We start from the raw sequence: 23022 nt of genomic DNA on the forward strand, positions 1-23022 counted from the left end.
AACCTGAGGAGGTCCTAGAAGCCGTGGCGGGGAACGGCCCGCTGGTACTGCGGAACCCACGGAATATCGTGGCCCAGTTCGTATGCAGCCCTGAGCCACCAGTGCGGATCCCGCAATGCAGCACGTGCCATGAAAACCGCATCCGCCCTGCCATTCGCCACAATATCCTCCGCTTGCGTGGCACTCGTGAGCAAGCCCACCGCGCCGGTGGGGACACCGGCGTCATTCTTTACCTGCTGTGCAAATCCAGCCTGGTATCCGGGCACAGCCCTGATCTGCTGATGCGCTACTGCGCCGCCGCTGGAGACGTCCACAAGGTCAACGCCACGTTCGGCAGCGGCGCGGGCCAGGCGAACAGAAGCCTCGACGTCAACCCCACCGTCAGCCCAGTCCGACGCGGAAATGCGGAGCAGCAGCGGCATGGAGTCCGGAATGGCTTCCCTGACCGCATCCACCACGGCGAGCATGAGCCGATTGCGCCCCTCCTCATTTCCACCCCAGCCATCGGTCCGGGTGTTGATGAGCGGGCTTTGGAACTGGTGCAGGAGGTACCCGTGGGCTCCGTGGATTTCCACAGTGTCGAAACCCGCCGCAACTGCCCGGCTGGCAGCGGCGGCAAAGTCGGCCACCACGCCATGGATGTCCGCGTCGCTCATGGCTTCCGGTGCGGCGTAGCCGTCAAACGGATCGCTGCTCGGCCCGGAGGTGACCCATCCGCCGTCGGACTCCGGAACAGAGCCGGAGCGATCGGAAAATGGCCAATACGTTGATGCCTTGCGCCCGGCGTGGGCAAGTTGCGCCCCTATTTTGGAGTCGACGGCGCCATGCCGGTGGACGAATGCCACTATGCGCTCCCATCCGGCCGCCTGCTCATCGGAGTACAAGCCAGCGTCCAGGGGGCTGATTCTGCCTGCAGCGTTCACCGCCGCCGCCTCACTCAGGATGAGCGCGGCGCCGCCGGCTGCAAAGAACCCAAGTGCATCAAATGCCAGTCGTTGGGGACTCCTTCGCCGGTCTCCGGGTGGCAGCTGTACTGGCACATGGGCGATACCCAACCACGGTGGGGAACGGTAAGCGAGCGCAGCTGAAGCGGAGTGAAGAGCGCGGACGGCACTAGAAGAGAACCCTCGCAAGCCCTTGGCGCGCTTTTGCCACCCGTTCGTCCTGGGTTCCCACAACCTCGAAGAGCTCAAGGAGGCGCACGCGGGCGGTCTCACGCTCGGGACCGAAATTCCTGCCAATAAACGTGATGATGCGGTTGAAGGCATCATCGATGTGGCCACCGGAGACGTCAAGGTCGGCCACGGTCAACTGGGCCTGCACGTTGTCCGGTTCTTCGGCGGCGAGCTCGCGGAGGCTTTCGGCCTCGGGGGCCGAGAGCTGGTCTAATCTGGCCATCAGCTCAACCTGAGCCAAACCCGCCTTGGCGTCGGTGTCTGCCGGCTGTTCGAGGAGCGCCTGCTTGTAGGCTGCGGCTGCACCGGCGTAATCGCCGACCTCGATCGCGTCAATGGCTGCCTGATGGAGTGGTGGCAGTGGTGCGGGTTCCGCGTCCTCCCCCGGTGCGGCATCACCTATGCTGCCGGTGACCCCGTTCGCTGCAGCAACCTTGAGAAGTTCCTCAACCAGGTTTCGGATCTGTTCGTCATCCGCTGGTCCTTGGAAGAGCGGGACGGGCTGCCCCTTGACCACGGCAACTGCTGTGGGAACAGCCTGAACTTGGAAGGCCTGTGCCAGTTGCGGGAAGGTGTCCACATCGGCGGCTGCAAGCACCAAGCGACCACCGTAAGTCTCAACAACACGTTCGGCGGCATCGAGGACGGCGGGTGACTCGGGCGCATAGCGCGACCAAAGAAGGAAAAGCACGGGGATCTGTGCGGACAATTGCACCAGATCCTGGAAATTTGATTCGGTTGCATCCACTCGAAGTGGTGCTTTGCCGGTTTCGCCCCCTTGGGGCGTGCCATCCGCCGGCGATCCGCCCTCTGCCGAAGCAGAGGGGGCCGGCACTGGCGGGGCGGCCGGGCGGCGCAGCGACGACAAGTCAACGGCACCGCGAAGATTGAGCTGGCTGGCAGCGGCTGGAGTGGGTCGGTATCCGGGCGAACTCATACCGTCCACTCTAGCCGCTGCCCTGCCATGGGTACGCCTTACTTGAAGCTGGCGCCGACCAGCCCGCGGGTAGCCGCCACGAGCTTCATGGGGTCGGCAGAACCTGCCGGCGGAATGTACACGGCCACGGATTCGGCAAAGTTCAGAACCATGCCCGTGGTGGTTTCCTTACCACCGGCGAATACTGCGGAATCGTCTTCAAGCACAAGCTTGTCGCCTGCAGCCTTGGGCGTGCCTTCGAAAGCGAAATCCAAACGCCCCACAACCACGGCGCCGCCGTCAGCTGTCCGCAGCACCACAGTCTGGTTGGTGACCGGCGTGTGCGTGAACTTGAAGTTTGCGCTGGTTCCGTTCTTCACAGTGTCCGCCTGGTAGGCCAGTGCCCCTGCAATGTAAGGGGATGACTGCCCATCGGCCAACTTGCTTCGGTTGGGCGACTCCGGATTCGTCAGCATTTCACTCAGGATTTCCAAGGCCTCATTACCGCTGTAGGCCAGGCCAGTGCTGTCGCTCGCCGGTACAGGCTCAGTTCCGTTGCGCGGAATGGGGAAGGACGGGAAGTTAGTGCCAGGCTGTAGCGGCGCACTGCCCCACAGCTTGTAGTTTTCACGAGGCGAAAGCTGGACAAGGGTCAGGACCTGCGGCACCACGTTTCCTTCACCCTGGGTGAGGGCGAAGACCGTTCGGGGCCAGTCCCGCTTGGTGCTGATAACGCTGCTCTGAAGCTTGGTGGCCCGCACCGGCATACGCGGCTCGTAGGCAGACACTGCGGACCGGATCTTGTAGTTCTGGGTCCGGATCTGGAGTTCCATCTTGTCTACTCGCGGGGCCAGTTTAGCCGCGTCCTTGGCTGCGTCCGCCGCATCCACAGTGCTCGCTACCTGCTCAAGGATCCGCTGCAGCTGGGATTCCAGCATGACAGGCGTGGAGGCCTCAGCGTCAGCCGCAGCTGACGAGGTCGTGGTGGCCTCGGGGGTCGTGGTGGCTTGGGCGGCGACTGCCGTCCCTCCGACCAGGACGGCGGCCATCGTAGCGGCGAGGGCCGTGATGCGGAGGGTTGGACCTTCAGCGCCGGCACCAGGACGACGACCTTTGTTGCCAGCAGGCGGCTGAACAGTGGGCGACTGGGTAGTAGGCGCCTCAACGCCCGGCGACTTGGCAGTAGAGGACTGAACCGGGAGCGTGGTGGTCTCTCCGCCATCGCGCGGCTCGTCGTCGTCGTGCTTGCGGCGGTTGCTGAGCGCTTTGGCGATGAACGGCAGCGCCGCTCCGATCAGGATGATGATGATGCCCAAGACAATCAGCGGCACTGCCCAGGGGGTGGTGGCGTTGTTCGGGAACGTCATGGAAATCGACGACGGCGCGGGCTGGGTACCGTCGCCGGCAACCAACAGGGACCACTCACCATCGGCGGGAGGGTTCCAAGTGTAGTCCAAATCGCCGCTGGCGTCCTCGGTGCTGACCCACAAATCGGATCCAGCCGGGGAAGGCGCCGTCGCCTCGCCGTCAGCAGAGGACACCTCCAGCGACTTCTGGTCCGCAGAGACTCCGGTCAACGTGTTGTGGGCAGTCTCGCCGACCCAGGCTTCGACGTCGTCCGGGCGTCCCGTAGCGACGATGAAGTTGCCTTCACCCTGGATCTTGATCTTCACCGGCCCGTCATGGAGGGCGATCAACTTTTGGTCGATCACGGTCAGCGGGGCAGCTTTGGTATCGCTGGGAACCGAAGCCGTCACGGTCTCGGAGGGGGCCCAAAAAGTCAGCTGGCCAATACCGGCCAGCATCGTCAGCAGGCCCAGCAGCACCAGCAAGGCTGCAGTCTTCAAACGCACAGGATCACCTATCATCAGCGGTCGTTGAACTTCAAGGGTAACCGTTTTGTTATCAGAGAGTCAGATCGAGGTGATCTCCCCGACATCCCGAAAAGCCCGCCACCGCGCCGCTGCAGCGCCAATCCGCGCTCCTGATAGTGTGGCGATGATCATGATATACGGGCCTTCCAGCGCCTAAGTCCACCCTGTACCACCACTGAAAAGGCAGCCAAACCGCGTGAAAGACCACATGGAGCCCCGTCCCGTCGATGAGCCCGGGTCAAGTGCGGTGGATGCCCCCTCCGAGGGCACTGCCGCGACGGTTCCGGCCGCGACGGTTCCAGTCCGCACCGGACGCCTGGCTGCAATCAGCCGCAGGCTGAGGCAACCCATCCCCGGCGCCCGGAACCGCGTACGTTTCGAGATGCCCCCGGAAGCTGAATCGGATGAAGGCCGCGAAGGCTTCCGCCCCGAGGACGACCACGGCTTCGGAGCCCCTGGCCCGCGGATGTCTTCCCAGCATCCTGTATATGTCGGATTCATGGGTACTGCAGGTGTCGGCATTGCCTTGGCCGTGTTCTACATCGCCAGCAACACCACCCAGCTCATCTTGTGGATCGTGGCGGCACTCTTCATCGCCCTCGGACTTGATCCCGTGGTCCGCTGGCTGGAAGGCCGCAAAGTGCCCCGGCCCGCCGGCATCCTCATATCCGTCTCAGCCCTTGTGCTCGCGGTGGCCGGATTCTTTGCAACCCTGATTCCCACCATCGTCGAACAGGTATCGGAAATCGTCCGCCAAGCCCCGGACTGGATCCGCAGCTTCCTGGACTCGGACTTCTTCCGCAACGCAGACAGCCAATTTGGCGTACGTGACCGCATCACCACCGAACTGGACAAGTTCGTCAAGGATCCCGAAGCGATGGGCGGAATCTTCGGCGGTGTGGTCGGTTTCGGGTCCACGGTTGCCAACGGCCTGTTCGGTTCCCTGATCGTACTGGTCCTCAGCCTCTACTTCCTGGCAGCCCTGCCATCCATGAAGAAGTGGGCCTATCGCCTCGCTCCCCGGTCCCGCCGTCCACGTGTTGAGGCGCTTTCCGAAGCGATTACCGACTCCGTGGGCAACTACGTCATAGGCCAGGTTTGCGTTGCCCTGCTGAACGCCATTTTTGCCTTCATCCTGATGACCATCCTGGGCATCCCCTTCAGCGTCCTGCTTGCCTTCGTTGTTGCCCTGCTGGCGTTCATTCCCCTGGTAGGCGGCATGATCGCCGCAGTCGTGGTCATCCTGGTAGCACTCACCGCCGGCTGGCAGACAGCCGTGATCTATGCGATCGCCTACTTCGCCTACCTGCAGTTCGAGGCGTACTTCATCTCACCGCGCATCATGCAGCGTGCAGTAGCTGTACCGGGGGCGGTGGCGGTGATCTCGGTGATTGCCGGCGGCAGCCTGCTCGGCGTCCTTGGCGCACTGATCGCCATTCCGACAGCGGCGGCCATCATGCTGCTGATCAAGGAAGTATTCATCGTCCGCCAAGATCGGCACTGAGTACCCCGCCCTCCACAGGTTCTTCATACAGATAATGCCCCTGAACACGATGTGTTCTTAGGGGCATTATCTGCACACAGGCTCAGCGGTTCGCGACCGTACTAGGCACTCGCGACCGTACTAGGCACTCGCGACCGGCCCCGCCCACTCGCGTGGCAGGCCGTCCGCTCCGGCACCCGCCGTAGTGACGTCGTCGACGATTTCATCCAAGACGCGGGCCGCGTACTTCTCGCCCACCCAAAGGTGTTTTGCACCGTCGACGCCGACAAGCCGGGCCTGCGGCACCAGGCTGAACCGCTGGGCTGCTTCGGCAGGCTGCAGGTAGTCGTCATGCTCCGGCACCAGGACCGTGAGCGGCATGCCGGAGGCGGCCCACTCCTTGAGGTGCACATCAGTGGCGCGGTGCAAGGGCGGGGACAGCAGCACTGCACCTTCGATTTCCGGGGCCACCGGCTCCACCGCCCCGTACATGAGGGCAAGCTCGGTACCGAAGGACCACCCGACGAGCCAGCGGTTCGGGAGGCCGCGTTCCACGGCGAAACGGACGGCAGCCTCAACGTCGTAGCGCTCCCCAATGCCCTCCTCGAACTGGCCATCGCTGGTGCCACGCGGTGATGCCGTGCCCCGCGTGTTGAAGCGCAGGACTGCAACTCCCGCCAGCGCGGGCAGCCGGTAGGAGGCCTTCCGGTAGACGTGGGAATCCATGAACCCGCCGTGCGTGGGCAGCGGGTGGAGGGTTATCAACGTCGCGGTGACCTCCCCTGATTCCGGCAACGCCAGTTCGCCCAGCAATACCTTGCCGTCCTCGGTGGTGAACTCCACGTTCTCGCGCCGGGCGGGAAGGACCGTGGAGGCGCGGATCTCCGATGGCGCGTCCTGCGGGGTAAACACGAACGAGGCGGGGTCGAAAGTCATGCAACCAAGCCTAAGGGAATCAGCGGTAGCGGTACGTCCTGCCCGTCCAGCAGTTGGTGTGCCAGTGCCTGCGTTCGGCCAGCCCTGCGGCTTGTCCAAACAGGTGACTGTCGGACCACACCACCAGATGCGCGATGCCGGGGACGATGGCGGTGGAGCAACCAGGGCAGATGTATTGCTTTTCCGCCTTCTTGGCCGTCATGGTCCGCACCATCCAGTCCCCGTCCGGCGCACTTTCGCGCCGGGCAATGCCACCGCGCGCCCGCTCAAGGTCGAGCTCCGGCGTCGGTTCCGTCCATTTGCTGCCGCCGGCGCTGCCGGAGCGTGTGCTGGACGCGTTGCGACGAGGACGGTTGGAGCGGGGCATGCTTCCATTCTGCCCCAGCCACCCTGTTGTAGATGGTGAGACGGTAATGTGGGGCGGGTGCGACTCGTCATAGCCCGTTGTTCTGTTGATTACGTTGGCCGCCTCAAGGCCCATCTTCCCCTCGCTACCCGGCTCCTGCTGGTCAAAGCGGATGGTTCGGTGTTGGTGCATTCCGACGGCGGTTCCTACAAGCCGCTGAACTGGATGAGCCCCCCTGCAACCCTTCGTGTGACCACGCCTGAGGAAACCGAAGTGGAAGAAGGCGTGGTGGAACAGTGGACTGTCCAGTCCGCTAAGACGGATGACCGCCTCATCATCAACATCTACGAGCAATTGCATGACACCTCGCACGAGCTCGGCACTGATCCCGGCCTGATCAAGGACGGAGTCGAAGCAGACCTCCAAAGGCTGCTGGCCGAACAAATCGAGCTTCTGGGGTCCGGCTACTCCCTTATACGCCGCGAGTACTTCACCGCTATCGGCCCTGTGGACATCCTGGCCAGGGACGCTGACGGCGCCACCGTTGCCATTGAGCTGAAACGGCGCGGAGACATCGACGGCGTCGAACAACTCACGCGGTATCTCGAACTGCTCAACCGCGACCCCCTGCTGGCTCCCGTAAGGGGGATTTTCGCCGCCCAACAAATCAAGCCCCAAGCGAAGGTACTGGCCAACGACCGCGGAATCGATTGCGTCACGCTGGATTATGACGCCATGCGCGGTGTGGATGACAGCGAGTCACGGCTCTTCTGAGTTTTCCCCTTCGGGAGACTGTGCCGCAGGCCACTAGAATCAGAATTATGACTGTCGCATCCGGTTTTCCCTCTTCCTCCGCTCCGAGCCACCAGATCATCCGAGGAACGCTTGTCAGCGACGGGGAGGTAGTGGAAGACGGCCTGGTTGCCGTCGACGGGGACAGAATTGCCTACGCGGGGCCGGCCAAAGGCTTCGATCCCGAAGATTTTGAGGGTTTCCAAAGCGCGATCCGCTTGGGGATTCCCAGCGGCAGCTACCTCTTCCCAGGACTCGTGGACGTTCACTGCCATGGTGGCAACGGCGGCGATTTCCCTGGCGGCGAAGAAGGCTCGGCGCGCAGGGCAGTGGAGTTCCTTCATCGCTCAGGCACCACCACTTTCCTGGCAAGCATGGTCACCGCTCCCCGGGCAGATCTCCTTCGAGGCATCGAGCTATACGTGAAGCTAGTGGATGAAGGCCTCGTGGCCGGCATTCACTTGGAAGGCCCCTTCCTTTCCCATGCCCGTTGCGGGGCCCAGAATCCGGAATACCTGCTGGAGCCCGACCTGGAGCTCATGGACGAACTGGTGGGAGCCGCGGCCGGTAAGCTCGCCACCATGACTTACGCACCGGAGCTTCCGGGGGCAGCTGCCTTGGTGGACTTGATGACTTCCCATGGAGTCACTCCCTCCTTGGGGCACACGGACTGCGACGACGCCACAGCCGCGGCGTCCCTGGCTGCGGCCCGCGAGGGACTCGAGTCAGCAGGATTCGACGGCGTCAGCTCGCTTCCCACGGTCACGCACCTTTTCAACGGAATGCCTCCCCTGCATCACCGCGCCCCAGGTCCCGTTGCGGCATGCCTGCGCATGGCCCAGGAAGGGAAGGCGGTTGTTGAACTCATTGCTGACGGAACGCATTTGGACCCCAGCACCGTGGCCACCGTCTTCCAGTTGGTGGGAGCGGGCAACATCGTGCTGGTAACGGATTCCATGGCGGCGGCAGGACTGTCCGATGGCAACTACATGCTTGGCCCGTCGCCGGTCACTGTCAGCGACGGCGTGGCCACGCTGGATGCCACCGGCTCCATCGCCGGAGGCACCTCCACGCTCCTGGAAGTCGTCAGCAAAACGGTGGCAGCCGGCGTCGCGCTTCCCGACGCCATTTGCTCGGCAACGGCGGTCCCGGCCGCTGTCTTGGGACTTTCCGACGAAATAGGCGGGCTCCGCCGGGGACTGCGGGCCGATGTCGTTGTAACAAACGAGGATCTGGAACTGACAGGCGTAATGCGCAATGGCCAGTGGTTGTCTTAGTGAGCGACTGCCCTGGTTGCAGGAAAAGGACTTTGGTAATTGCAGAAGCCGACGTTACCTTCTTTTTACCGAAAATTTTCCTGAATTGCCCAAAACACCGTTGACCTCCGGCAGAGCTCATGAAAGTGTTGTAGCAGTCTTTGTGTAGGTGGTTTTCATGCTCGCAAGACCAGTTGCGAGCGTGAAGCTCCTGCGAATCAACCAAGCCCCGGCTTGTGCGGTATTCAGGTCTTCTCGCGGAGTAACAAACCCGGTACGAGGTGTATCGGACTGATGTTCCACAATGAGGAGAAATACATGGCACTGGGAACCGTCAAGTGGTTCAACGCTGAAAAGGGCTTCGGCTTCATCACCCCGGATGACGCGGATGGGGACGTTTTCGTTCACTACTCCGAGATCCAGACCGGTGGCTTCAAGACCCTCGATGAGAACCAGCGCGTTCAGTTCGAGATCGGTCAGGGAGCCAAGGGCCCCCAGGCAACCGGCGTTACGGTCGTCTAGTCTTACCCGTTGATCTCTGCTTGTTGCAGATACAACAAACACGTTGACCCTGGCTTCCGAGCCGGGGTCAACGCGTCTTAACCTAAAGAATGCCCGCCACAATACGCGGCTTGTCAACAAGACTTGTTACTAACCATGAAGAAATACCAAAAGGGTCCTTCCGATAAGTGTTGACAATTCAACCAACCAAGCTTCGAAGCAGCCGCGCGGAATGCCGGACTGACAATCCCGGAAGATAGGCCCTGCTGAGCGCACGCCCAATTGCAGGAAGATGCAGCGGGTCTTGGTAATACATGTACAAGGTTCTGTACTCGGGCTGGAACCTCGACTTAAAGGACGCCAGCGACCTGAATCCGTAAACAGGTTCCAAGGCGTGTCCCACCACCTCCAGTAGTCCTGCCAGGCCTTTGGCCCGCTGCTCGATTTCACCCTTTTCCCGGGCTAAAGGCGAACCGGACAAAGAAATCAGCTCCACCGAATCCCGCAGGTGCAAAACAGCCGAAGCTATCAGGAACTCCATGACCCCCGGGAAAGCATCGCCCCGTCGCCGCATGAAGTCCAGTGTCCAACTGACAATCAGACCATCCTCATAGACGGGGAGCCAACTGGTGACGCCATAGACAAAACCCTTGTCGTCCAAAGCGACGCAGCACAGGACGTCGTCGTCATCCAACTCATCCAGGCCTCCCATGGTGAAGCCCATTTCCGGGATTTTTTTCTGGGCAGCCCATTCCTCGGAAACCTCACTCACTTGGGCACGCACTCCATGCGGGAGCTCGGAGTATCGGCCCCAGCTGGCCGTGATCCCCATCTTCGCGGCACGGTTGAGGGATGTTCTGACGTTCTGCCACTCCTTGCCCTTGAACTCCAGGCCCCTGATCCGCAATCGAGTCTCTTGGGCAACCGGCACCCTGCGGAATCCGCGCGATTGCAGCATGGGCCAGAGTTCGTCCGTGCAGGAGTAGAGGCATGGCGTCAACGCATGCTGTGAGCAATACTCCAGGAAGCCTTTGGCGGTTGCCGCGTGATGCTGCCTTGCTCCGAAAGGACCGGCCAGCGTCAACGCCACGTGGCTGTGCTGCTGGTAGGCCACTCCCCCGGTCCCTTCGGGAGTAAACCAGTATTTGTTTGGCTCCCAAAGAGCCATCCATGACAACGAATCTCCGCCCCGCTTCACCAGGGCACGCGCACCCTGACGCGCCTGACGGTCAAGTCCACCCGTATGGTGTCCGCGGATCAGCAGCACCCATACGCCAATCAAGGCAACGAGCCAAAACACCGTACCGGAATAGGAAAAGAGGAAAACTTCCAGCACGTCGCGGTCAGCAAAAACCTTGCGGTAAACACCCGGAAGCGGAACGGGGAGATACTGCCTGGCGAGCTCAGCCACCAGACCCAGCACACCGCCGTCGCGAACCAGGCCACCGGAAGCCAGCCACACCGCTGCGTAGGCCAAGCCCAGCCCTCCCCCAGTCAAGCCGACCACCCAGAACACCTTCCGGCGCAGGTGGTCGGAGGTCACCACCCGGAAGTGGCCCCGATAGGCGAACAGGAGAAGTGCCAAAGCCAAGGGGACCAGCACAAGCGGAATGATGTGAACCACGGCCGAGTTGAGCATCCCCGCATGGGCGCGTCCTGCCGGCCTCGGCATACCGGCAAAAAGGCCAAGATAGATCGTGGACAAGACAACCACCACCAACTGCACGCCGATGGCAATTCCCAACGCGAGCCGGCGTCCGCGCCTCATGCCGTCGGCACAGATCAAAAGCAGGACAACCGGCACCACTGCCAAGGCCAAACCGAACGGCCCTGTGTAACCTTGGCGTGCAATCTCGAGGCAAGCGACGTCGATGGTGCCCCCGCAGTTGCTTTCCAGTTGGCTCAGGGTTGGAAGCGGGTTAAGGATGACGTCACGCAACAAGGCCAACGGCCCCGATGGACTCTTGGCTGCCGCGGTCACGATGGGACCCACAGCGAAAATTGCCATGGTCAGTGACAGGAGGTTCCGGATTTCACGGCTGGTGGACCTATGCAGGTGGAGATGGCCTTGGCTGCTTTGCATCCACCAGCCGGCGAGCAAGCCAATCAGGGCGCCCAGAAAACCAACAACTGTCTCCGCATGACCTACGTAGAGCACCAGCAACAGGGAAATGGAAAGCACCACTGTGCGCAGGCGACGCTGCCACAATGTGGGCAGGAGCGCACTCGCGGCCAAAGCCGTAGCAAGAATTGCACCGTAGGGTCCGATCAGGCGGGTATCAGCCATCTCGGAAAGCCACCCGTCATCGACGTATTGCGCCACCTGGGTCACCAAGAGGAAGGCCGATATACAGCCGAACTGGCTCCCGAAGAACACTCCAGCCGTTTTAGGGGAGCCCAACTGCCGCTCTGCAAGTCCGAGCAGGAGCAAAATCATGAGGACGGCAGTGGCATAGGCCAACGGATTGGTGGTGAAGAATAGCGACGTCCAGATGGACCACCATTCCCCCGAGCGCAACCCATCCAGGGACACACTGGCCACCGCAAGCCACGGCCGGGGTGGTCCAGTCAGGAAGCTCCCGGAGGCCAACGACAGGCCCACAAAAACGGCAAGCACGAGCAGGGTGAACGGCGTTGACCGCAAATGCCGGCCCGTCTGCCTCAGCGCAGGCTCCGCCACACCTCTGAGGGTAAGGCTCACCGCGGCAACCCCCACCGGGTGGCAAGGAAGTCGAGTCCGCCGGGCATTCCACGAATCACTGCATCCCAGGAGTGTCCGGCCTGAGGAATTGAATGATCTTCGGTTTCAAAACCAGCGTTTCGTGCCGCGTCAGCAAGCTCATGCATGTAGTCAGTGAACTCGTGGTCAGCTTCGCCCGAAACCAGATACACCCCGCTGCCGGCAAAGTTGCGCTGCTGCATCAACACCAGAGGTGTCCGGGATTCGAAGGCTTCAACGTCGCCGTCGAACGAGTCCGCAATGGTCTTGCTTCGATCTTTGGCCAGGGCAGGTTCCCTTTCTGCGGCGAAAGGCAGAATGGATGCGAACAGATCCGGGTGCAAAGTTCCCATTTGCATGGCGCATGTGCCGCCAAAAGAGAAACCGCCAACGGCCCACTGCTTGTGATCAGTCGCCACATCCAAAGTCTGAGTGATCCAGGCCGGGACATCCTTCGAAAGATAGGTGTCCACCGAGGCGATGTTGCTGTCCATGCACATGGTGTTGGCGTTGGCTGATCCGTTGGGGTCGACCACCACTGTGACAGGGGCAATCCCGTGATGATTTTCAGCGAACTGGTCGAGTACGGAACGGAGCTGGCCACCAGTCAGCCAATCCGCCGGACCACCCGGCTGCCCGGCGAAGAGCACCAACACAGGCAGGCTGGGACGGGATGCGGTCTGATAGGCGGGTGGCAAGTAAACATATGCTTCCCGTGCGTTAAAGCCGGATACCGTACCAGGAATGTCAGCTCTGCGCAGGACGCCGTTTCGGGGCATGGAGTCCGGGGCTTTCCATGCGGAGGGGGCCTGACCGGGCTTCGCGTCTACAGCGCGTTTGAGGCTCGATTCCAGTGGCTGTATGCGCGCCACCGCAGTACCCATCAGGTCCGAGATCGTGTTATTCAATCCGAAATAGAGATTAATCTGGACCACGCATAAGAGCACGACGCCGAGCATCGCCACCACACTGAACGAGCGGCCGCGCCAGGAGTTTCGGGGGAAGCGCGCAGCGCACAGGAGAAGGGCTGCGACGGCGGGGACCGCCCAGCCCACAGCCTGAAAGGGAAGGTTCTCCGAGAACGTGGCCATAAGATCCACCAGGATCCAGTGAATCAGCGCCACGACACCTACAGCGAGCAGTAGGCTGCTTGCGACGAACAGAGGCCAGGAACGTCGTCGACGCCATAGGAGGTAGGCCCCGCCTGCTGCGCCACAGGCGATGCTGAACCAGAGGAACGGCCCATCAACCAGACTGACGTCCGAAAGAAAGTCCATGGCGCCTAACGCCAGGTTCCGACGCCAATGACCGGCCCAGCTTCAAGCCAGGACGACAAACCCGCATAGGCATCGAAATTCATGGCGAGCATGAACTTCTTGCCTTCGTACTGCAGTTCAACCACGACCACGCCAGGTTGTATCCTGACGAGCTCTTCTTCCGTGGGCTGGCGGCGGCCAAGCAATTCAAGTGAACTGCGCGTGAACTTGTGCTTGGGGATGACGCTCAGGGACATCAAGCGGAACCACTCGAGCTCATTGTCCTGATAACGACAAACCCCCATTTGCCAGCTGTTTCCAGCCATGCAAATGGAGGCGTCGACCGTGCCCAGGGCGCGCCGCAGATTGAAGCGGCGCACCCCGAAAAGGCACAGTGAAATGATCAGCAACGTAAACGCTGTTGCCAAGGCGATGAACGGAATAAGGGAATCGTCCATCAAGGTCGTGCTATCGGATCCCCGCTGTAGCCGCTTCGCCCAATTTGGCGTTGTCAGCAACAATGACCACGCGATCGTTGTCGACGGAGAAGAATCCGCCGTCAACAACTACTGCGATGCGATCACCGGAAACCGGCTGGATTGCCAGCTCGCCCGCGGCCATGATGGCCAGAAGGGGCGAGTGGCCCGGCAGGATTCCGATTTCACCATCACTGGTGCGGGCCTTCACCATCTTGGCCGCACCGGACCACACGAAGTGGTCCGCTGCGACAATCTCAACCTCGAGCTCAGCCATACTACTTGGTCTGTTCCTGGATCTTGGCCCACTGACGCTCGACGTCATCCAGGCCGCCGACGTTGAAGAACGCCTGCTCTGCGATGTGGTCCAGCTCGCCGTCACAGATGGCCGTGAAGCCTTCAACAGTGTCCTTGATGGACACGGTGGAGCCCTCGACGCCGGTGAACTGCTTGGCGGTGTAGGTGTTCTGGGAGAGGAACTGCTGGATACGACGTGCACGCGACACGACGATCTTGTCCTCTTCAGACAGTTCGTCAACACCGAGGATGGCGATGATGTCCTGGAGTTCCTTGTTCTTCTGCAGGATCTGCTTAACACGAACAGCCGTGTTGTAGTGATCCTTGCCGATGTACTGGGGATCCAGAATACGGGACGTGGACGTCAGCGGGTCAACGGCCGGGTACAAACCACGGGAGGCGATTTCACGGGAAAGTTCCGTGGTCGCGTCGAGGTGTGCGAAGGTCGTTGCCGGAGCCGGGTCGGTGTAGTCATCAGCCGGCACGTAGATGGCCTGCATCGACGTGATGGAGTGGCCCTTGGTGGAGGTGATGCGCTCCTGGAGCAGACCCATCTCGTCAGCAAGGTTGGGCTGGTAGCCCACAGCGGACGGCATGCGGCCGAGCAGTGTGGAAACTTCCGAGCCTGCCTGCGTGAAGCGGAAGATGTTGTCGATGAAGAGCAACACGTCCTGGTTCTGAACATCGCGGAAGTACTCCGCCATGGTCAGGGCGGACAGGGCCACGCGAAGACGCGTTCCCGGCGGCTCATCCATCTGGCCGAATACAAGGGCGGTGTCCTTAAGAACGCCTGCCTCTTCCATTTCAACCCAGAGGTCGTTACCTTCACGGGTACGCTCGCCAACACCGGCGAATACGGAAGTACCACCGAAGTTGCGGGCAACACGGGTGATCATTTCCTGGATCAGAACGGTCTTGCCAACGCCGGCGCCGCCGAACAGGCCGATCTTTCCACCCTTGATGTACGGGGTGAGAAGGTCGATGACCTTGATGCCGGTCTCGAGCATCTCCGTGGAGCCCTCGAGGGAAGCGAAGGACGGAGCCTTGCGGTGGATCGGCCAGTAGGCGTCTGCCTTGATCTCGGACTCTTCGACGTCCAGCGGCTTGCCGAGAACGTTGAAGATGTGGCCCTTGACGCCGTCGCCGACGGGCACGGAGATGGGAGAACCGGAGTCCCGCACAGTGGTGCCGCGGACGAGGCCGTCGGTTGCCTGCAGGGAGATGGCGCGAACGAGGTTGTCACCCAGGTGCTGGGAAGTCTCGAACGTGATGGTTTTCGTCTGGCCGTTGAGAGTGATCTCAGTGGTCAGAGCGTTGTAAATCGAGGGGATTGCGTCAGCCGGGAATTCGACGTCGACAACCGGACCAATAACACGGGCAATGCGGCCGGTAGCACCGGCCGTAGCTACGTGTTCGGTAGCAGTGGCAGTCATCTCTCTCACTTCACTCAGTAGATGGCGTGGGTTTAAGTTTATCTGTTTGGTGCAGGTGCGGCTTCGAGCCGAATTCGTTGGAGGCTAAGACGCGAGGGCGTCTGCGCCGGCCACGATTTCGGAAAGCTCCTGCGTAATCTCGGCCTGGCGGGCCGTGTTGCGAAGGCGCGTGTACTTCTTGATCAAGTCGGTAGCGTTGTCACCGGCCGACTTCATAGCACGCTGGCGGGCTGCGAGCTCGGAAGCTGCGGCCTGCAGCATGGCTGCGAAGATGCGGGACTCGATGTAACGCGGCAGCAGTGCGTCAAGCACCTGCTCTGTTTCCGGCTCAAACTCGTACAACGGCAACAGCTCGGATTCCGAGGCTGCTTCCTCTTCGACGACCTCCAACGGGAGCAAACGGATGACCGTCGGCTCCTGCGTCACCATGGACTTGAAGCGGGTGTATACAACGTGGATCTCGTCCACGCCGCCCTCTTCAAAGTCAGTGGAGAAGTCTTCAAGAAGTGCAGCTCCGACTTCCTGCGCGGTTTCGAATTCCGGTGCGTCGGTGCCACCAGTCCATACGCGGGCGTAGGACCGGTTGCGGAAATCGAAGTACGCCTGCGCCTTACGGCCAACCAGGTATGCCTTGACTTCCTTGCCTTCTGCGTGAAGAAGCTCGGTGAGACCTTCAGCCTGCTTGAGCACGCTCGCGGAGTACGATCCTGCAAGGCCACGGTCCGATGTAATGATCAGGACTGCGGCGCGGCGGATCTGCTCCGGCTCGGTGGTCAGCGGGTGGTCGATTTCGCTCTGAGTTGCGACAGCAGAAACGGCGCGGGTAATCGCGTTCGCGTAAGGCAGTGAAGCTGCTACGCGGGCGCGGGCCTTACCGATGCGCGAGGTAGCGATCAGTTCCATCGCCTTGAAGATCTTGCGCATCGACGTCGTCGAGCTGATCTTCTGACGGTAGACCCGAATCTGGGCTCCCATACTTATCCTTTCCTAAGTTTCCGATGTGCTGCCCTGCCGGGGCCCTTGCGGACCCCGGCAGGGCAGGTGATCGGAACTAGCGCTTCTGCTTGACGATCTTTTCCTGGTCGACGTCGCCGCCGGAGATCGCTGCGTGCTCCTCGTGGCCAGCGCCAACCAAGTGGTTGTCGCCCTCGCCGAAGAAGCCCTTCTTGAAGGAAACAATGGCTTCCTTCAGAGCTGCAGCGGTGTCGTCATCCAGGACGTTGGTCTGAGCCAGCGTGGTCAGGATGGAGGACTTGTGCGTGAGGTGCTCCAGGAACTCGGACTCGAAGCGGCTGATGTCCTCAACCGGAACGTCGTCCAGGTAACCGTTGGTGCCGGCCCAGATGGAAACAACCTGGTTCTCAACGGGGAACGGTGAGTACTGGCCCTGCTTCAGCAGTTCCATCAGGCGTGCACCACGGGTCAGCTGCTGACGTGATGCAGCATCCAGGTCAGAGGCGAACATGGCGAATGCCTGCATGTCGCGGTACTGGGCCAGGTCCAGCTTCAAGGTACCGGAGACCTTCTTCATGGACTTGACCTGTGCAGCGCCACCAACGCGGGAGACGGACACACCAACGTCAACAGCGGGACGCTGGTTGGCGTTGAAGAGATCCGACTGGAGGAAGATCTGACCATCGGTAATGGAGATCACGTTGGTCGGGATGTAAGCGGAGACGTCGTTTGCCTTGGTCTCGACGATCGGAAGACCGGTCATCGAGCCGGCACCGAGCTCGTCGGAGAGCTTGGCACAACGCTCCAGCAGGCGGGAGTGCAAGTAGAAAACGTCACCCGGGTATGCTTCGCGTCCCGGCGGACGGCGAAGCAGCAGGGATACGGCGCGGTAGGCTTCGGCCTGCTTGGACAGGTCATCGAAGATCACCAGAACGTGCTTGCCGCCGTACATCCAGTGCTGGCCGATGGCCGAACCTGCATACGGTGCCAAGTACTTGAAGCCGGCAGGGTCAGACGCCGGGGACGCCACGATGGTGGTGTACTCCAGCGCGCCGTGGTCCTCAAGGGTCTGGCGAACGGCTGCAATGGTGGAAGCCTTCTGGCCGACACCAACGTAGACGCAGCGAACCTGCTTGGTGACATCTCCCGAAGCCCAGTTGGCCTTCTGGTTGATGATGGTGTCCACAGCGATGGCGGTCTTGCCGGTCTGGCGGTCACCAATGATCAGCTGGCGCTGGCCGCGGCCGATCGGGATCATGGCGTCGATAGCCTTGAGACCGGTCTGCATCGGTTCGTGAACCGACTTGCGTTCGGTAACGCCCGGAGCCTGAAGTTCCAGTGCACGGGTGGCTTCGGCTTTGATCTCGCCGAGGTCATCGATGGGCTGGCCCAGGGGGTCGACTACGCGACCCAGGAAGGCGTCGCCAACCGGAACGGACAGGATCTCACCGGTACGGTGAACTTCCTGGCCTTCTTCAATACCGGTGAAGTCACCGAGGATAATGACACCGATCTCGCGGACGTCAAGGTTCTGGGCAAGGCCCAGCGTGCCATCTTCGAAGCGAAGCAGCTCGTTCGCCATGACCGAGGGAAGACCCTCAACACGGGCGATGCCGTCACTTGCGGTGGTCACACGACCAACCTCTACGCGCTCTGCGTTACCGGGTTCGTAGGACGCCGCGAACTCGTTCAACGCATTACGGACGTCGTCGGCGTTGATGGTCAATTCGGCCATCTGCAGTCCCTGCTCTCCTGTTTTCGTGATCATCGTTGCTCACGATGACCGGGTTTTATATCAGTTAAGTTGTGCTTTGTCTTCGCTAGCCAACGAGCTGGCGGCGGAGTTCGGACAGGCGGGCGATGACCGAAGCGTCGAGCACTTCGTCACCCACCTGAACGCGAATTCCACCGATCAGTGCGGGGTCAACATTGACGTTGACCTTCAGTTCGCGGCCGTACAGGGCATCAAGCCCGGCCTGCAGACGGCTGGCCTGCGTTTCCGTCAACGGACGGGTAACGCTGACAGTTGCAATCCAGCGCTGCTGGCGCTTGGCTGCAAGCTTGGCGAATGACTCGACGAGCTTGCTCGGCTTGACACCGCGTGGCTGCGTAACTGCCTGGCGGATGAGAACCTTTGATTCCTCGCTGCTGCCAGGAACAAGTTTCTCGGCCAGTGCAATCTTCGCCGCAGGAGATGCCTGCGGTTCAGACAGAGCACGTTGTACTTCGTGGCTGGAGGCGACGGCCTGGTTGAAGGCAAACAGATCGTTTTCCAGCTCTTCCAGCCCCGTGATACCGGAGGCAGAAACGGCCGACTTGTTTTCAGCTACGGCAATGACAACCGTGGCGGCAAGCGTCTCGAGTGCATCGCCGATATCGCGGGCCGATGCCCAGCGCGAGCTGGCCAATCCGCCTGCAATTTCAGCAGCATCAGCGGAGACTTTTCCGCCAACCAGCTGCTTGACCAGCGCCGACTTCTCGTCACCGGAACGGGACGGGTCAGTCAGGGCGCGGCGCAAGCCAGCCGAGCTGTCCACCGTTCCCAGGATTCCGAAGAGGTCCTTAGCCAACTGCAGCGAGGCGAAGGGAAGCTTGGCTTCCAGCTGCGCCAGCGCTGTGGTCAGCGATTCGCTCGATATACCTGCCATTACTTAGCTGCACCTGCGCTCTGGGTCTCCAGATCTGCAAGGAAGCGGTCCACAACACGTGCGGCGCGCTGGTCGTCGGTGAGTGCTTCCCCAACGATGCGGCCGGCCAGTGTGGTGGCCAAAGTGCCAACCTCGGAACGAAGCGAGACAACAGCTGCCTGGCGCTCCGACTCGATGGCAGCGTGTGCCTGCTCGGTGATGCGTGCAGACTCTGCTGCAGCCTTTGCCTTCAGGTCCGCGAGGATCTGGGCGCCTTCGGCGCGTGCTTCTTCACGGATTCGGTTGGCTTCGGCACGGGCATCAGTGAGCTGCTGCTTGTACTCTTCGAGAGCAGCAGAAGCTTCTGCCTGTGCCGCTTCGGCCTTTGCAATGCCACCTTCAATTGCTTCGGCGCGCTCTGCGAAGGTCTTCTCGAACATCGGAACAATGAACTTGATCACGATGTACAGGAGGACCGCAAAGCCGACGAGGACGACGCCCATTTCCCAAACATTGGGAACGAGAGGGTTAGCGGCCTCTTCGCCTTCAGTGGCGGCTGAGATGATCAGCTGATTCATATTTCACCCGTCCTATCTACTCGGTTGCGGAATTCGCTTGTTCTGAATCCGAAGACTAGAGAACGAACGCGAAGACGAGACCGAGGATGGCGAGAGCTTCGGTCAGTGCCAGACCAAGGAACGCGATCGGCTGCAGCACACGCTGAGCTTCCGGCTGACGAGCAACACCGTTGATGTAAGCCGCGAACACGAGACCCACACCGATACCACCGCCGATTGCGGACAGACCGTAACCTACGAGGTTGAGATTGCCTTCCATTTTTTTCCTTTCAAGATGCCACCCATGTGGCAGGTTGTTTGGTTTACTTCAATCCCCACAAGGGGAAGTTTGGGAGCCTAGTGGCTGTCGGCGTGCAGTGCGCCTTCGATGTAAATCGCGGTCAACAGAGTGAACACGTAAGCCTGCAGGGCCATGATCAATGCTTCGAGCATGTACATGGCGATTGCCCCAACCAGGACCAGGACCGAGGTGCCCTTCAAGAGGACGTTCTCCTGCATGACGAGATACTCGATACCGGAACCGGCAAGCATGACGATCAGGTGACCGGCCAGCATTGTTGCGAACAGACGGAGGCTGTGCGTGACAGGGCGGACCAGGAAGTTGGAGATGATCTCGATCGGTACGACGATCGGGAGGATGTACCAAGGAACACCGGACGGAACGGTGGCGAGCTTGAAGTACTTCAGGCCGTTCTTCTTGATACCGATGATGATCCACGTGAAGTACACGATGCCGGCCAGCACGTAGGCGCCGCCAACGTGCGAGAAGCTCGGGAGCTGGATCACCGGGATGGCGCCGTAAATGTTGTTCACCAAGATAAAGAAGAACAGGCTGAACAACAGCGGGACGTACTTGATGAAGTCCTTGCCGCCGATGATGTCCTTGGCGATGCTGTTGCGGACGAAGCCGTAGGCCATCTCGCCTGCGAACTGCAGCTTGCCGGGAACCAGCTGCTGCTTACGTGCAGCGAGGATGAAGAATGTAGCGATAATGACGACCGAAAGGATCACCAGCAGCATCTGCTTGGAGAATCCGTCGTGTGCACCCCAAGGCAGGATTGCCGGCAGGTGCATTTCGTCGATTCCGGGTGGGGTGAATGACCCCGAATCCTGGGCGGGGAGCGCAAGCGCGATCAACGCGTTTCCTCTCTGCTGTGTCCATCATTGGGCATTGGTTGGAATCCGAACGCGTTGGACGCATTCACAATCCATGTGAAATTATTTGGCATTACTGTCCCCGTCCGTGGACGGACCGCTGTCTGCGTTGCTCTCGCCAGAAGGATTGGAGCTTTGCCTGGTGAGGCCGTGCATATGGGAAAGATAGAACCCTCCTGCGGCTCCCAGCAGAGCGCCAAGGAGCACAATCCAGCGGGTCCCCCACAGATTATCCAGACCCCAGCCTATCAAACTCCAGACAATGATCCCGCCAATGATGTAGCTGAAGACAGCGATGCCGGCGTTGTATCCGCCGTCGTTTCCTGCTTCGGCGGATTCATTGTGGTTGGCAGGTTGCTGAGCAGTGGCAGCCGGGCGTGAATAACGCTTACGCGGAGACATCCGGGCCACCCTTCGGTTCTGCGGGATCGTTGTAGATCTGGAGACGGGCCTTGCTGAAAGCGTAGATCTCTGCGGCCTGCCAGAAGACGACTGAAACAACCGCCCCAATGAGGAACCACCGGCCCTGGAGCCAGTCCGGCTTACCAAGCACAAAAAGCACTACGGCGAATCCGATGACTTTGATGAAGTAAGTCGCAACAAAGAGTCCGATTGCGCCGGAAGGATTGTTCCGGCCAACGAAGTGGCCAATCAGGAGACTGATGCCAAAGAAGAGCATGACCAGCATGGCGCCGAGAGCAGCCGAAAGTGCGCTCTGACCGCCGGCCACGAGGGCCGCAATGACGCACGTGACGGCGGCGGCTGCCAGTGCAGCAACGACGCTGAAATAAAGCAGCCGGAGCCAAAGATTGGTGGTCGCACCGGAAACTCCAACACCACGTTTACCGGACGGGCGTCCGGTTTCGGCGTTGGATGTCATGGGGATACCAATCCTCGTGGCACAGGTGCCATATTCTCAAAGTGGGGTTACGGGCGAGTGACTGTCCGCAGAAAGAATTCTACATGAGATAGAACTGTGACCATAACCAGCCGTCACAACTACTCCCCCGGCCGCGGCGAGTTCCGGGTGAAGTAGGGCCATGCCGTCACAGCGGCCATGACAAGCGCTGCCACAATGATGACGATGAGCACGATTTGCCAGGGGAACACGGCAAAGGCGACGCCACCGAAGGCAAGAATGCACGTCCACACATAGAGCATGACGACGGCGCTGCGGTGCGAGTAACCAAGGTCCACCAGCTTGTGGTGGAGGTGCCCGCGGTCAGCCGACCACGGCGATTGGCCCCTGGCTGTCCTGCGGACAACGGCCATCCCCAAATCAAGAAGGGGAAGGGACAACACCGCGAAGGGCAGCAGGATGGGAACGATGGTGGGGATACCGTTGGCGCGGTCGTAGAGACCGGAGCCGATCTGCCCCGTGGCCACGACGCCGGCGGAAGCCATCAGCAAACCAATAAGCATGGCTCCCGAATCGCCCATGAAGATCTTTGCCGGAAACCAGTTGTGCGGCAGGAACCCGATGCAGCTGCCCACGAGGATGGCCATCAGGAGTGTTGCGAGGTCTGAGTTGTCAGTGGATGGGTTGTTCCTGTGAACCCAATAGGCGGTGAGGAAGAACGCTCCCCCACCAATGATGGCGACTCCTGCTGCCAAACCGTCCAGTCCGTCAATGAAGTTGACGGCATTCATGGTGGTGACAATGAGCCCTGCGGTGAGCACAATCTGCACGACTTCGGACTCAAGGAAGATCGGTTCGGGAATAAAGGGCACCACAGACATCCGCACACCCCAGATAGCCACGATGAAGGCGGCTGCGGCCTGGCCCAGGAGCTTGATCCACCAACGGATGTCCAGGATGTCGTCCGCGACCCCCACCGCGACAATCACAACGGCACCAGCGAGGATGCCCCATGGGGCATCGTTGTGCCTGAAGATGTCCTTGACGAAGAAGGAATTGCTCGCGACCACCAACGCAGCGAAGAAGCCCACAAAGATGCCCAGCCCCCCGAGTTTGGAGATCAGGGCTGAATGCATGTCGCGGCTTCGGATGGGTTGGTATAAGCGCAGCTTGTTTCCCACGACGCGTGCACCCCAAGTCCCCGCGTACGACACAACGGCCGCTGTAAGGGCCATCAGCATGTACATGATCATGACGCGGCCCCGGACAGCAGCCTGCACACCACACCGGAAGAATGAATCATCGAATGCAGCCGGCGGGTTTGATTGCCGTCTGGTTGTGGGCAGCTCAAGGTGTGGAATTCTGTCTTTGGATAAATGGAACTACTCC

22 protein-coding genes and 1 pseudogene are annotated in these 23022 nt (G+C 60.8%); 4 read left to right on the forward strand and 19 right to left on the reverse strand.

The genetic code is table 11. From position 1 onward, the window contains the following. Positions 1-14 precede the first annotated feature (14 nt). The 3 genes and pseudogenes from KCX59_RS13980 to KCX59_RS13990 all read right to left on the reverse strand — a co-directional run bounded on the left by KCX59_RS13980 (position 15) and on the right by KCX59_RS13990 (position 3959). Positions 15-1114, reverse strand: a pseudogene (locus KCX59_RS13980) (NADH:flavin oxidoreductase/NADH oxidase). Then, entirely contained in the window at positions 1114-2112 is a 999-nt protein-coding gene (locus tag KCX59_RS13985) for a tetratricopeptide repeat protein (RefSeq protein ID WP_178996807.1), read from the reverse strand. The pseudogene KCX59_RS13980 and the gene KCX59_RS13985 overlap by 1 nt, the downstream one beginning before the upstream one ends. A gap of 38 nt (positions 2113-2150) precedes the next feature. Then, complete coding sequence (locus KCX59_RS13990; RefSeq protein ID WP_178996808.1) at positions 2151-3959, reverse strand: hypothetical protein; 1809 nt, start codon at positions 3957-3959, stop codon at positions 2151-2153. Between the two features lie 202 nt (positions 3960-4161). Between KCX59_RS13990 and KCX59_RS13995 the strand changes: the two genes are divergently transcribed. Next, entirely contained in the window at positions 4162-5469 is a 1308-nt protein-coding gene (locus KCX59_RS13995) for an AI-2E family transporter (RefSeq protein WP_178996809.1), read from the forward strand. Positions 5470-5589: 120 nt separating this feature from the next. Here KCX59_RS13995 and KCX59_RS14000 read toward each other — a convergent pair whose 3' ends face one another. Further along, entirely contained in the window at positions 5590-6384 is a 795-nt protein-coding gene (locus KCX59_RS14000; protein ID WP_178996810.1) for an alpha/beta hydrolase, read from the reverse strand. 19 nt (positions 6385-6403) lie between these two features. Beyond that, positions 6404-6751 carry an ATP/GTP-binding protein gene (locus KCX59_RS14005; RefSeq protein WP_091468381.1) on the reverse strand — a complete coding sequence of 116 codons (348 nt, stop codon included), beginning with the start codon at positions 6749-6751 and terminating at the stop codon, positions 6404-6406. Between the two features lie 57 nt (positions 6752-6808). Between KCX59_RS14005 and nucS the strand changes: the two genes are divergently transcribed. The 3 genes from nucS (at position 6809) to KCX59_RS14020 (ending at position 9300) form a co-directional block, all read left to right on the forward strand. Further along, complete coding sequence (nucS, locus tag KCX59_RS14010; RefSeq protein WP_178996812.1) at positions 6809-7504, forward strand: endonuclease NucS; 696 nt, start codon at positions 6809-6811, stop codon at positions 7502-7504. A 47-nt stretch (positions 7505-7551) separates the two neighbouring features. Next, the gene (locus KCX59_RS14015) at positions 7552-8799 is read left to right on the forward strand and encodes an N-acetylglucosamine-6-phosphate deacetylase (RefSeq protein ID WP_091468385.1); all 1248 of its coding nucleotides are present in this window, start codon (positions 7552-7554) and stop codon (positions 8797-8799) included. 297 nt (positions 8800-9096) lie between these two features. Further along, complete coding sequence (locus KCX59_RS14020) at positions 9097-9300, forward strand: cold-shock protein (RefSeq protein ID WP_017199737.1); 204 nt, start codon at positions 9097-9099, stop codon at positions 9298-9300. A gap of 178 nt (positions 9301-9478) precedes the next feature. On the opposite strand, the gene KCX59_RS14025 is transcribed toward KCX59_RS14020, so the two are convergent. The 14 genes from KCX59_RS14025 to KCX59_RS14090 all read right to left on the reverse strand — a co-directional run bounded on the left by KCX59_RS14025 (position 9479) and on the right by KCX59_RS14090 (position 22886). Next, the gene (locus KCX59_RS14025; protein ID WP_179017180.1) at positions 9479-11995 is read right to left on the reverse strand and encodes a bifunctional lysylphosphatidylglycerol flippase/synthetase MprF; all 2517 of its coding nucleotides are present in this window, start codon (positions 11993-11995) and stop codon (positions 9479-9481) included. Next, entirely contained in the window at positions 11977-13275 is a 1299-nt protein-coding gene (locus KCX59_RS14030; RefSeq protein WP_179017179.1) for an alpha/beta hydrolase, read from the reverse strand. The genes KCX59_RS14025 and KCX59_RS14030 overlap by 19 nt, the downstream gene beginning before the upstream one ends. A gap of 5 nt (positions 13276-13280) precedes the next feature. After that, positions 13281-13712 (reverse strand): DUF2550 domain-containing protein, encoded by a 432-nt coding sequence (locus KCX59_RS14035; RefSeq protein WP_091468392.1) that lies wholly within the window; start codon positions 13710-13712, stop codon positions 13281-13283. A gap of 10 nt (positions 13713-13722) precedes the next feature. After that, positions 13723-14007, reverse strand: coding sequence for a F0F1 ATP synthase subunit epsilon (locus KCX59_RS14040; protein ID WP_014922172.1), 285 nt, complete (start codon positions 14005-14007; stop codon positions 13723-13725). Position 14008: 1 nt separating this feature from the next. Beyond that, positions 14009-15460, reverse strand: coding sequence for a F0F1 ATP synthase subunit beta (gene atpD / locus KCX59_RS14045; protein WP_091468394.1), 1452 nt, complete (start codon positions 15458-15460; stop codon positions 14009-14011). 84 nt (positions 15461-15544) lie between these two features. Further along, complete coding sequence (locus KCX59_RS14050; RefSeq protein WP_011775258.1) at positions 15545-16435, reverse strand: F0F1 ATP synthase subunit gamma; 891 nt, start codon at positions 16433-16435, stop codon at positions 15545-15547. A 76-nt stretch (positions 16436-16511) separates the two neighbouring features. Then, positions 16512-18149, reverse strand: a complete 1638-nt coding sequence (gene atpA / locus KCX59_RS14055; protein WP_011775259.1) for a F0F1 ATP synthase subunit alpha — start codon at positions 18147-18149, stop codon at positions 16512-16514. A gap of 85 nt (positions 18150-18234) precedes the next feature. Continuing rightward, entirely contained in the window at positions 18235-19062 is an 828-nt protein-coding gene (locus tag KCX59_RS14060) for a F0F1 ATP synthase subunit delta (RefSeq protein WP_091468397.1), read from the reverse strand. Further along, a complete protein-coding gene (locus KCX59_RS14065; protein ID WP_017199730.1) occupies positions 19062-19619 on the reverse strand; it encodes a F0F1 ATP synthase subunit B in 558 nt (185 codons plus the stop codon). The genes KCX59_RS14060 and KCX59_RS14065 overlap by 1 nt, the downstream gene beginning before the upstream one ends. A gap of 55 nt (positions 19620-19674) precedes the next feature. Continuing rightward, a complete protein-coding gene (gene atpE / locus KCX59_RS14070) occupies positions 19675-19878 on the reverse strand; it encodes an ATP synthase F0 subunit C (protein ID WP_009356484.1) in 204 nt (67 codons plus the stop codon). 77 nt (positions 19879-19955) lie between these two features. Then, complete coding sequence (gene atpB / locus KCX59_RS14075; RefSeq protein ID WP_017199729.1) at positions 19956-20756, reverse strand: F0F1 ATP synthase subunit A; 801 nt, start codon at positions 20754-20756, stop codon at positions 19956-19958. An 81-nt stretch (positions 20757-20837) separates the two neighbouring features. Then, positions 20838-21176, reverse strand: a complete 339-nt coding sequence (locus KCX59_RS14080) for a hypothetical protein (RefSeq protein WP_178996815.1) — start codon at positions 21174-21176, stop codon at positions 20838-20840. Further along, on the reverse strand, positions 21163-21654 hold the full coding sequence (locus KCX59_RS14085) for a hypothetical protein (RefSeq protein ID WP_178996816.1): 492 nt from the start codon (positions 21652-21654) through the stop codon (positions 21163-21165). Before KCX59_RS14085 ends, KCX59_RS14080 begins: the two co-directional genes overlap by 14 nt. 119 nt (positions 21655-21773) lie before the next feature. Continuing rightward, on the reverse strand, positions 21774-22886 hold the full coding sequence (locus KCX59_RS14090; protein WP_091468403.1) for an MraY family glycosyltransferase: 1113 nt from the start codon (positions 22884-22886) through the stop codon (positions 21774-21776). Between the last annotated feature and the right edge of the window lie 136 nt (positions 22887-23022).

It is taken from the genome of Paenarthrobacter nitroguajacolicus (assembly GCF_051027655.1).
Lineage (GTDB): Bacteria > Actinomycetota > Actinomycetes > Actinomycetales > Micrococcaceae > Arthrobacter > Arthrobacter nitroguajacolicus.

What these genes read in the sequence shown, in the direction of transcription:
- KCX59_RS13985 (WP_178996807.1), bottom strand. Translation starts at nt 2,112, where the DNA reads ATGAGTTCGCCCGGATACCGACCCACTCCAGCCGCTGCCAGCCAGCTC.
- KCX59_RS13990 (WP_178996808.1), bottom strand. Translation starts at nt 3,959, where the DNA reads ATGATAGGTGATCCTGTGCGTTTGAAGACTGCAGCCTTGCTGGTGCTG.
- KCX59_RS14000 (WP_178996810.1), bottom strand. Translation starts at nt 6,384, where the DNA reads ATGACTTTCGACCCCGCCTCGTTCGTGTTTACCCCGCAGGACGCGCCA.
- KCX59_RS14005 (WP_091468381.1), bottom strand. Translation starts at nt 6,751, where the DNA reads ATGCCCCGCTCCAACCGTCCTCGTCGCAACGCGTCCAGCACACGCTCC.
- KCX59_RS14015 (WP_091468385.1), top strand. Translation starts at nt 7,552, where the DNA reads ATGACTGTCGCATCCGGTTTTCCCTCTTCCTCCGCTCCGAGCCACCAG.
- KCX59_RS14020 (WP_017199737.1), top strand. Translation starts at nt 9,097, where the DNA reads ATGGCACTGGGAACCGTCAAGTGGTTCAACGCTGAAAAGGGCTTCGGC.
- KCX59_RS14030 (WP_179017179.1), bottom strand. Translation starts at nt 13,275, where the DNA reads ATGGACTTTCTTTCGGACGTCAGTCTGGTTGATGGGCCGTTCCTCTGG.
- KCX59_RS14035 (WP_091468392.1), bottom strand. Translation starts at nt 13,712, where the DNA reads ATGGACGATTCCCTTATTCCGTTCATCGCCTTGGCAACAGCGTTTACG.
- KCX59_RS14040 (WP_014922172.1), bottom strand. Translation starts at nt 14,007, where the DNA reads ATGGCTGAGCTCGAGGTTGAGATTGTCGCAGCGGACCACTTCGTGTGG.
- atpD (WP_091468394.1), bottom strand. Translation starts at nt 15,460, where the DNA reads ATGACTGCCACTGCTACCGAACACGTAGCTACGGCCGGTGCTACCGGC.
- KCX59_RS14050 (WP_011775258.1), bottom strand. Translation starts at nt 16,435, where the DNA reads ATGGGAGCCCAGATTCGGGTCTACCGTCAGAAGATCAGCTCGACGACG.
- atpA (WP_011775259.1), bottom strand. Translation starts at nt 18,149, where the DNA reads ATGGCCGAATTGACCATCAACGCCGACGACGTCCGTAATGCGTTGAAC.
- KCX59_RS14060 (WP_091468397.1), bottom strand. Translation starts at nt 19,062, where the DNA reads ATGGCAGGTATATCGAGCGAATCGCTGACCACAGCGCTGGCGCAGCTG.
- KCX59_RS14065 (WP_017199730.1), bottom strand. Translation starts at nt 19,619, where the DNA reads ATGAATCAGCTGATCATCTCAGCCGCCACTGAAGGCGAAGAGGCCGCT.
- atpE (WP_009356484.1), bottom strand. Translation starts at nt 19,878, where the DNA reads ATGGAAGGCAATCTCAACCTCGTAGGTTACGGTCTGTCCGCAATCGGC.
- KCX59_RS14080 (WP_178996815.1), bottom strand. Translation starts at nt 21,176, where the DNA reads ATGTCTCCGCGTAAGCGTTATTCACGCCCGGCTGCCACTGCTCAGCAA.
- KCX59_RS14085 (WP_178996816.1), bottom strand. Translation starts at nt 21,654, where the DNA reads ATGACATCCAACGCCGAAACCGGACGCCCGTCCGGTAAACGTGGTGTT.
- KCX59_RS14090 (WP_091468403.1), bottom strand. Translation starts at nt 22,886, where the DNA reads ATGATCATGTACATGCTGATGGCCCTTACAGCGGCCGTTGTGTCGTAC.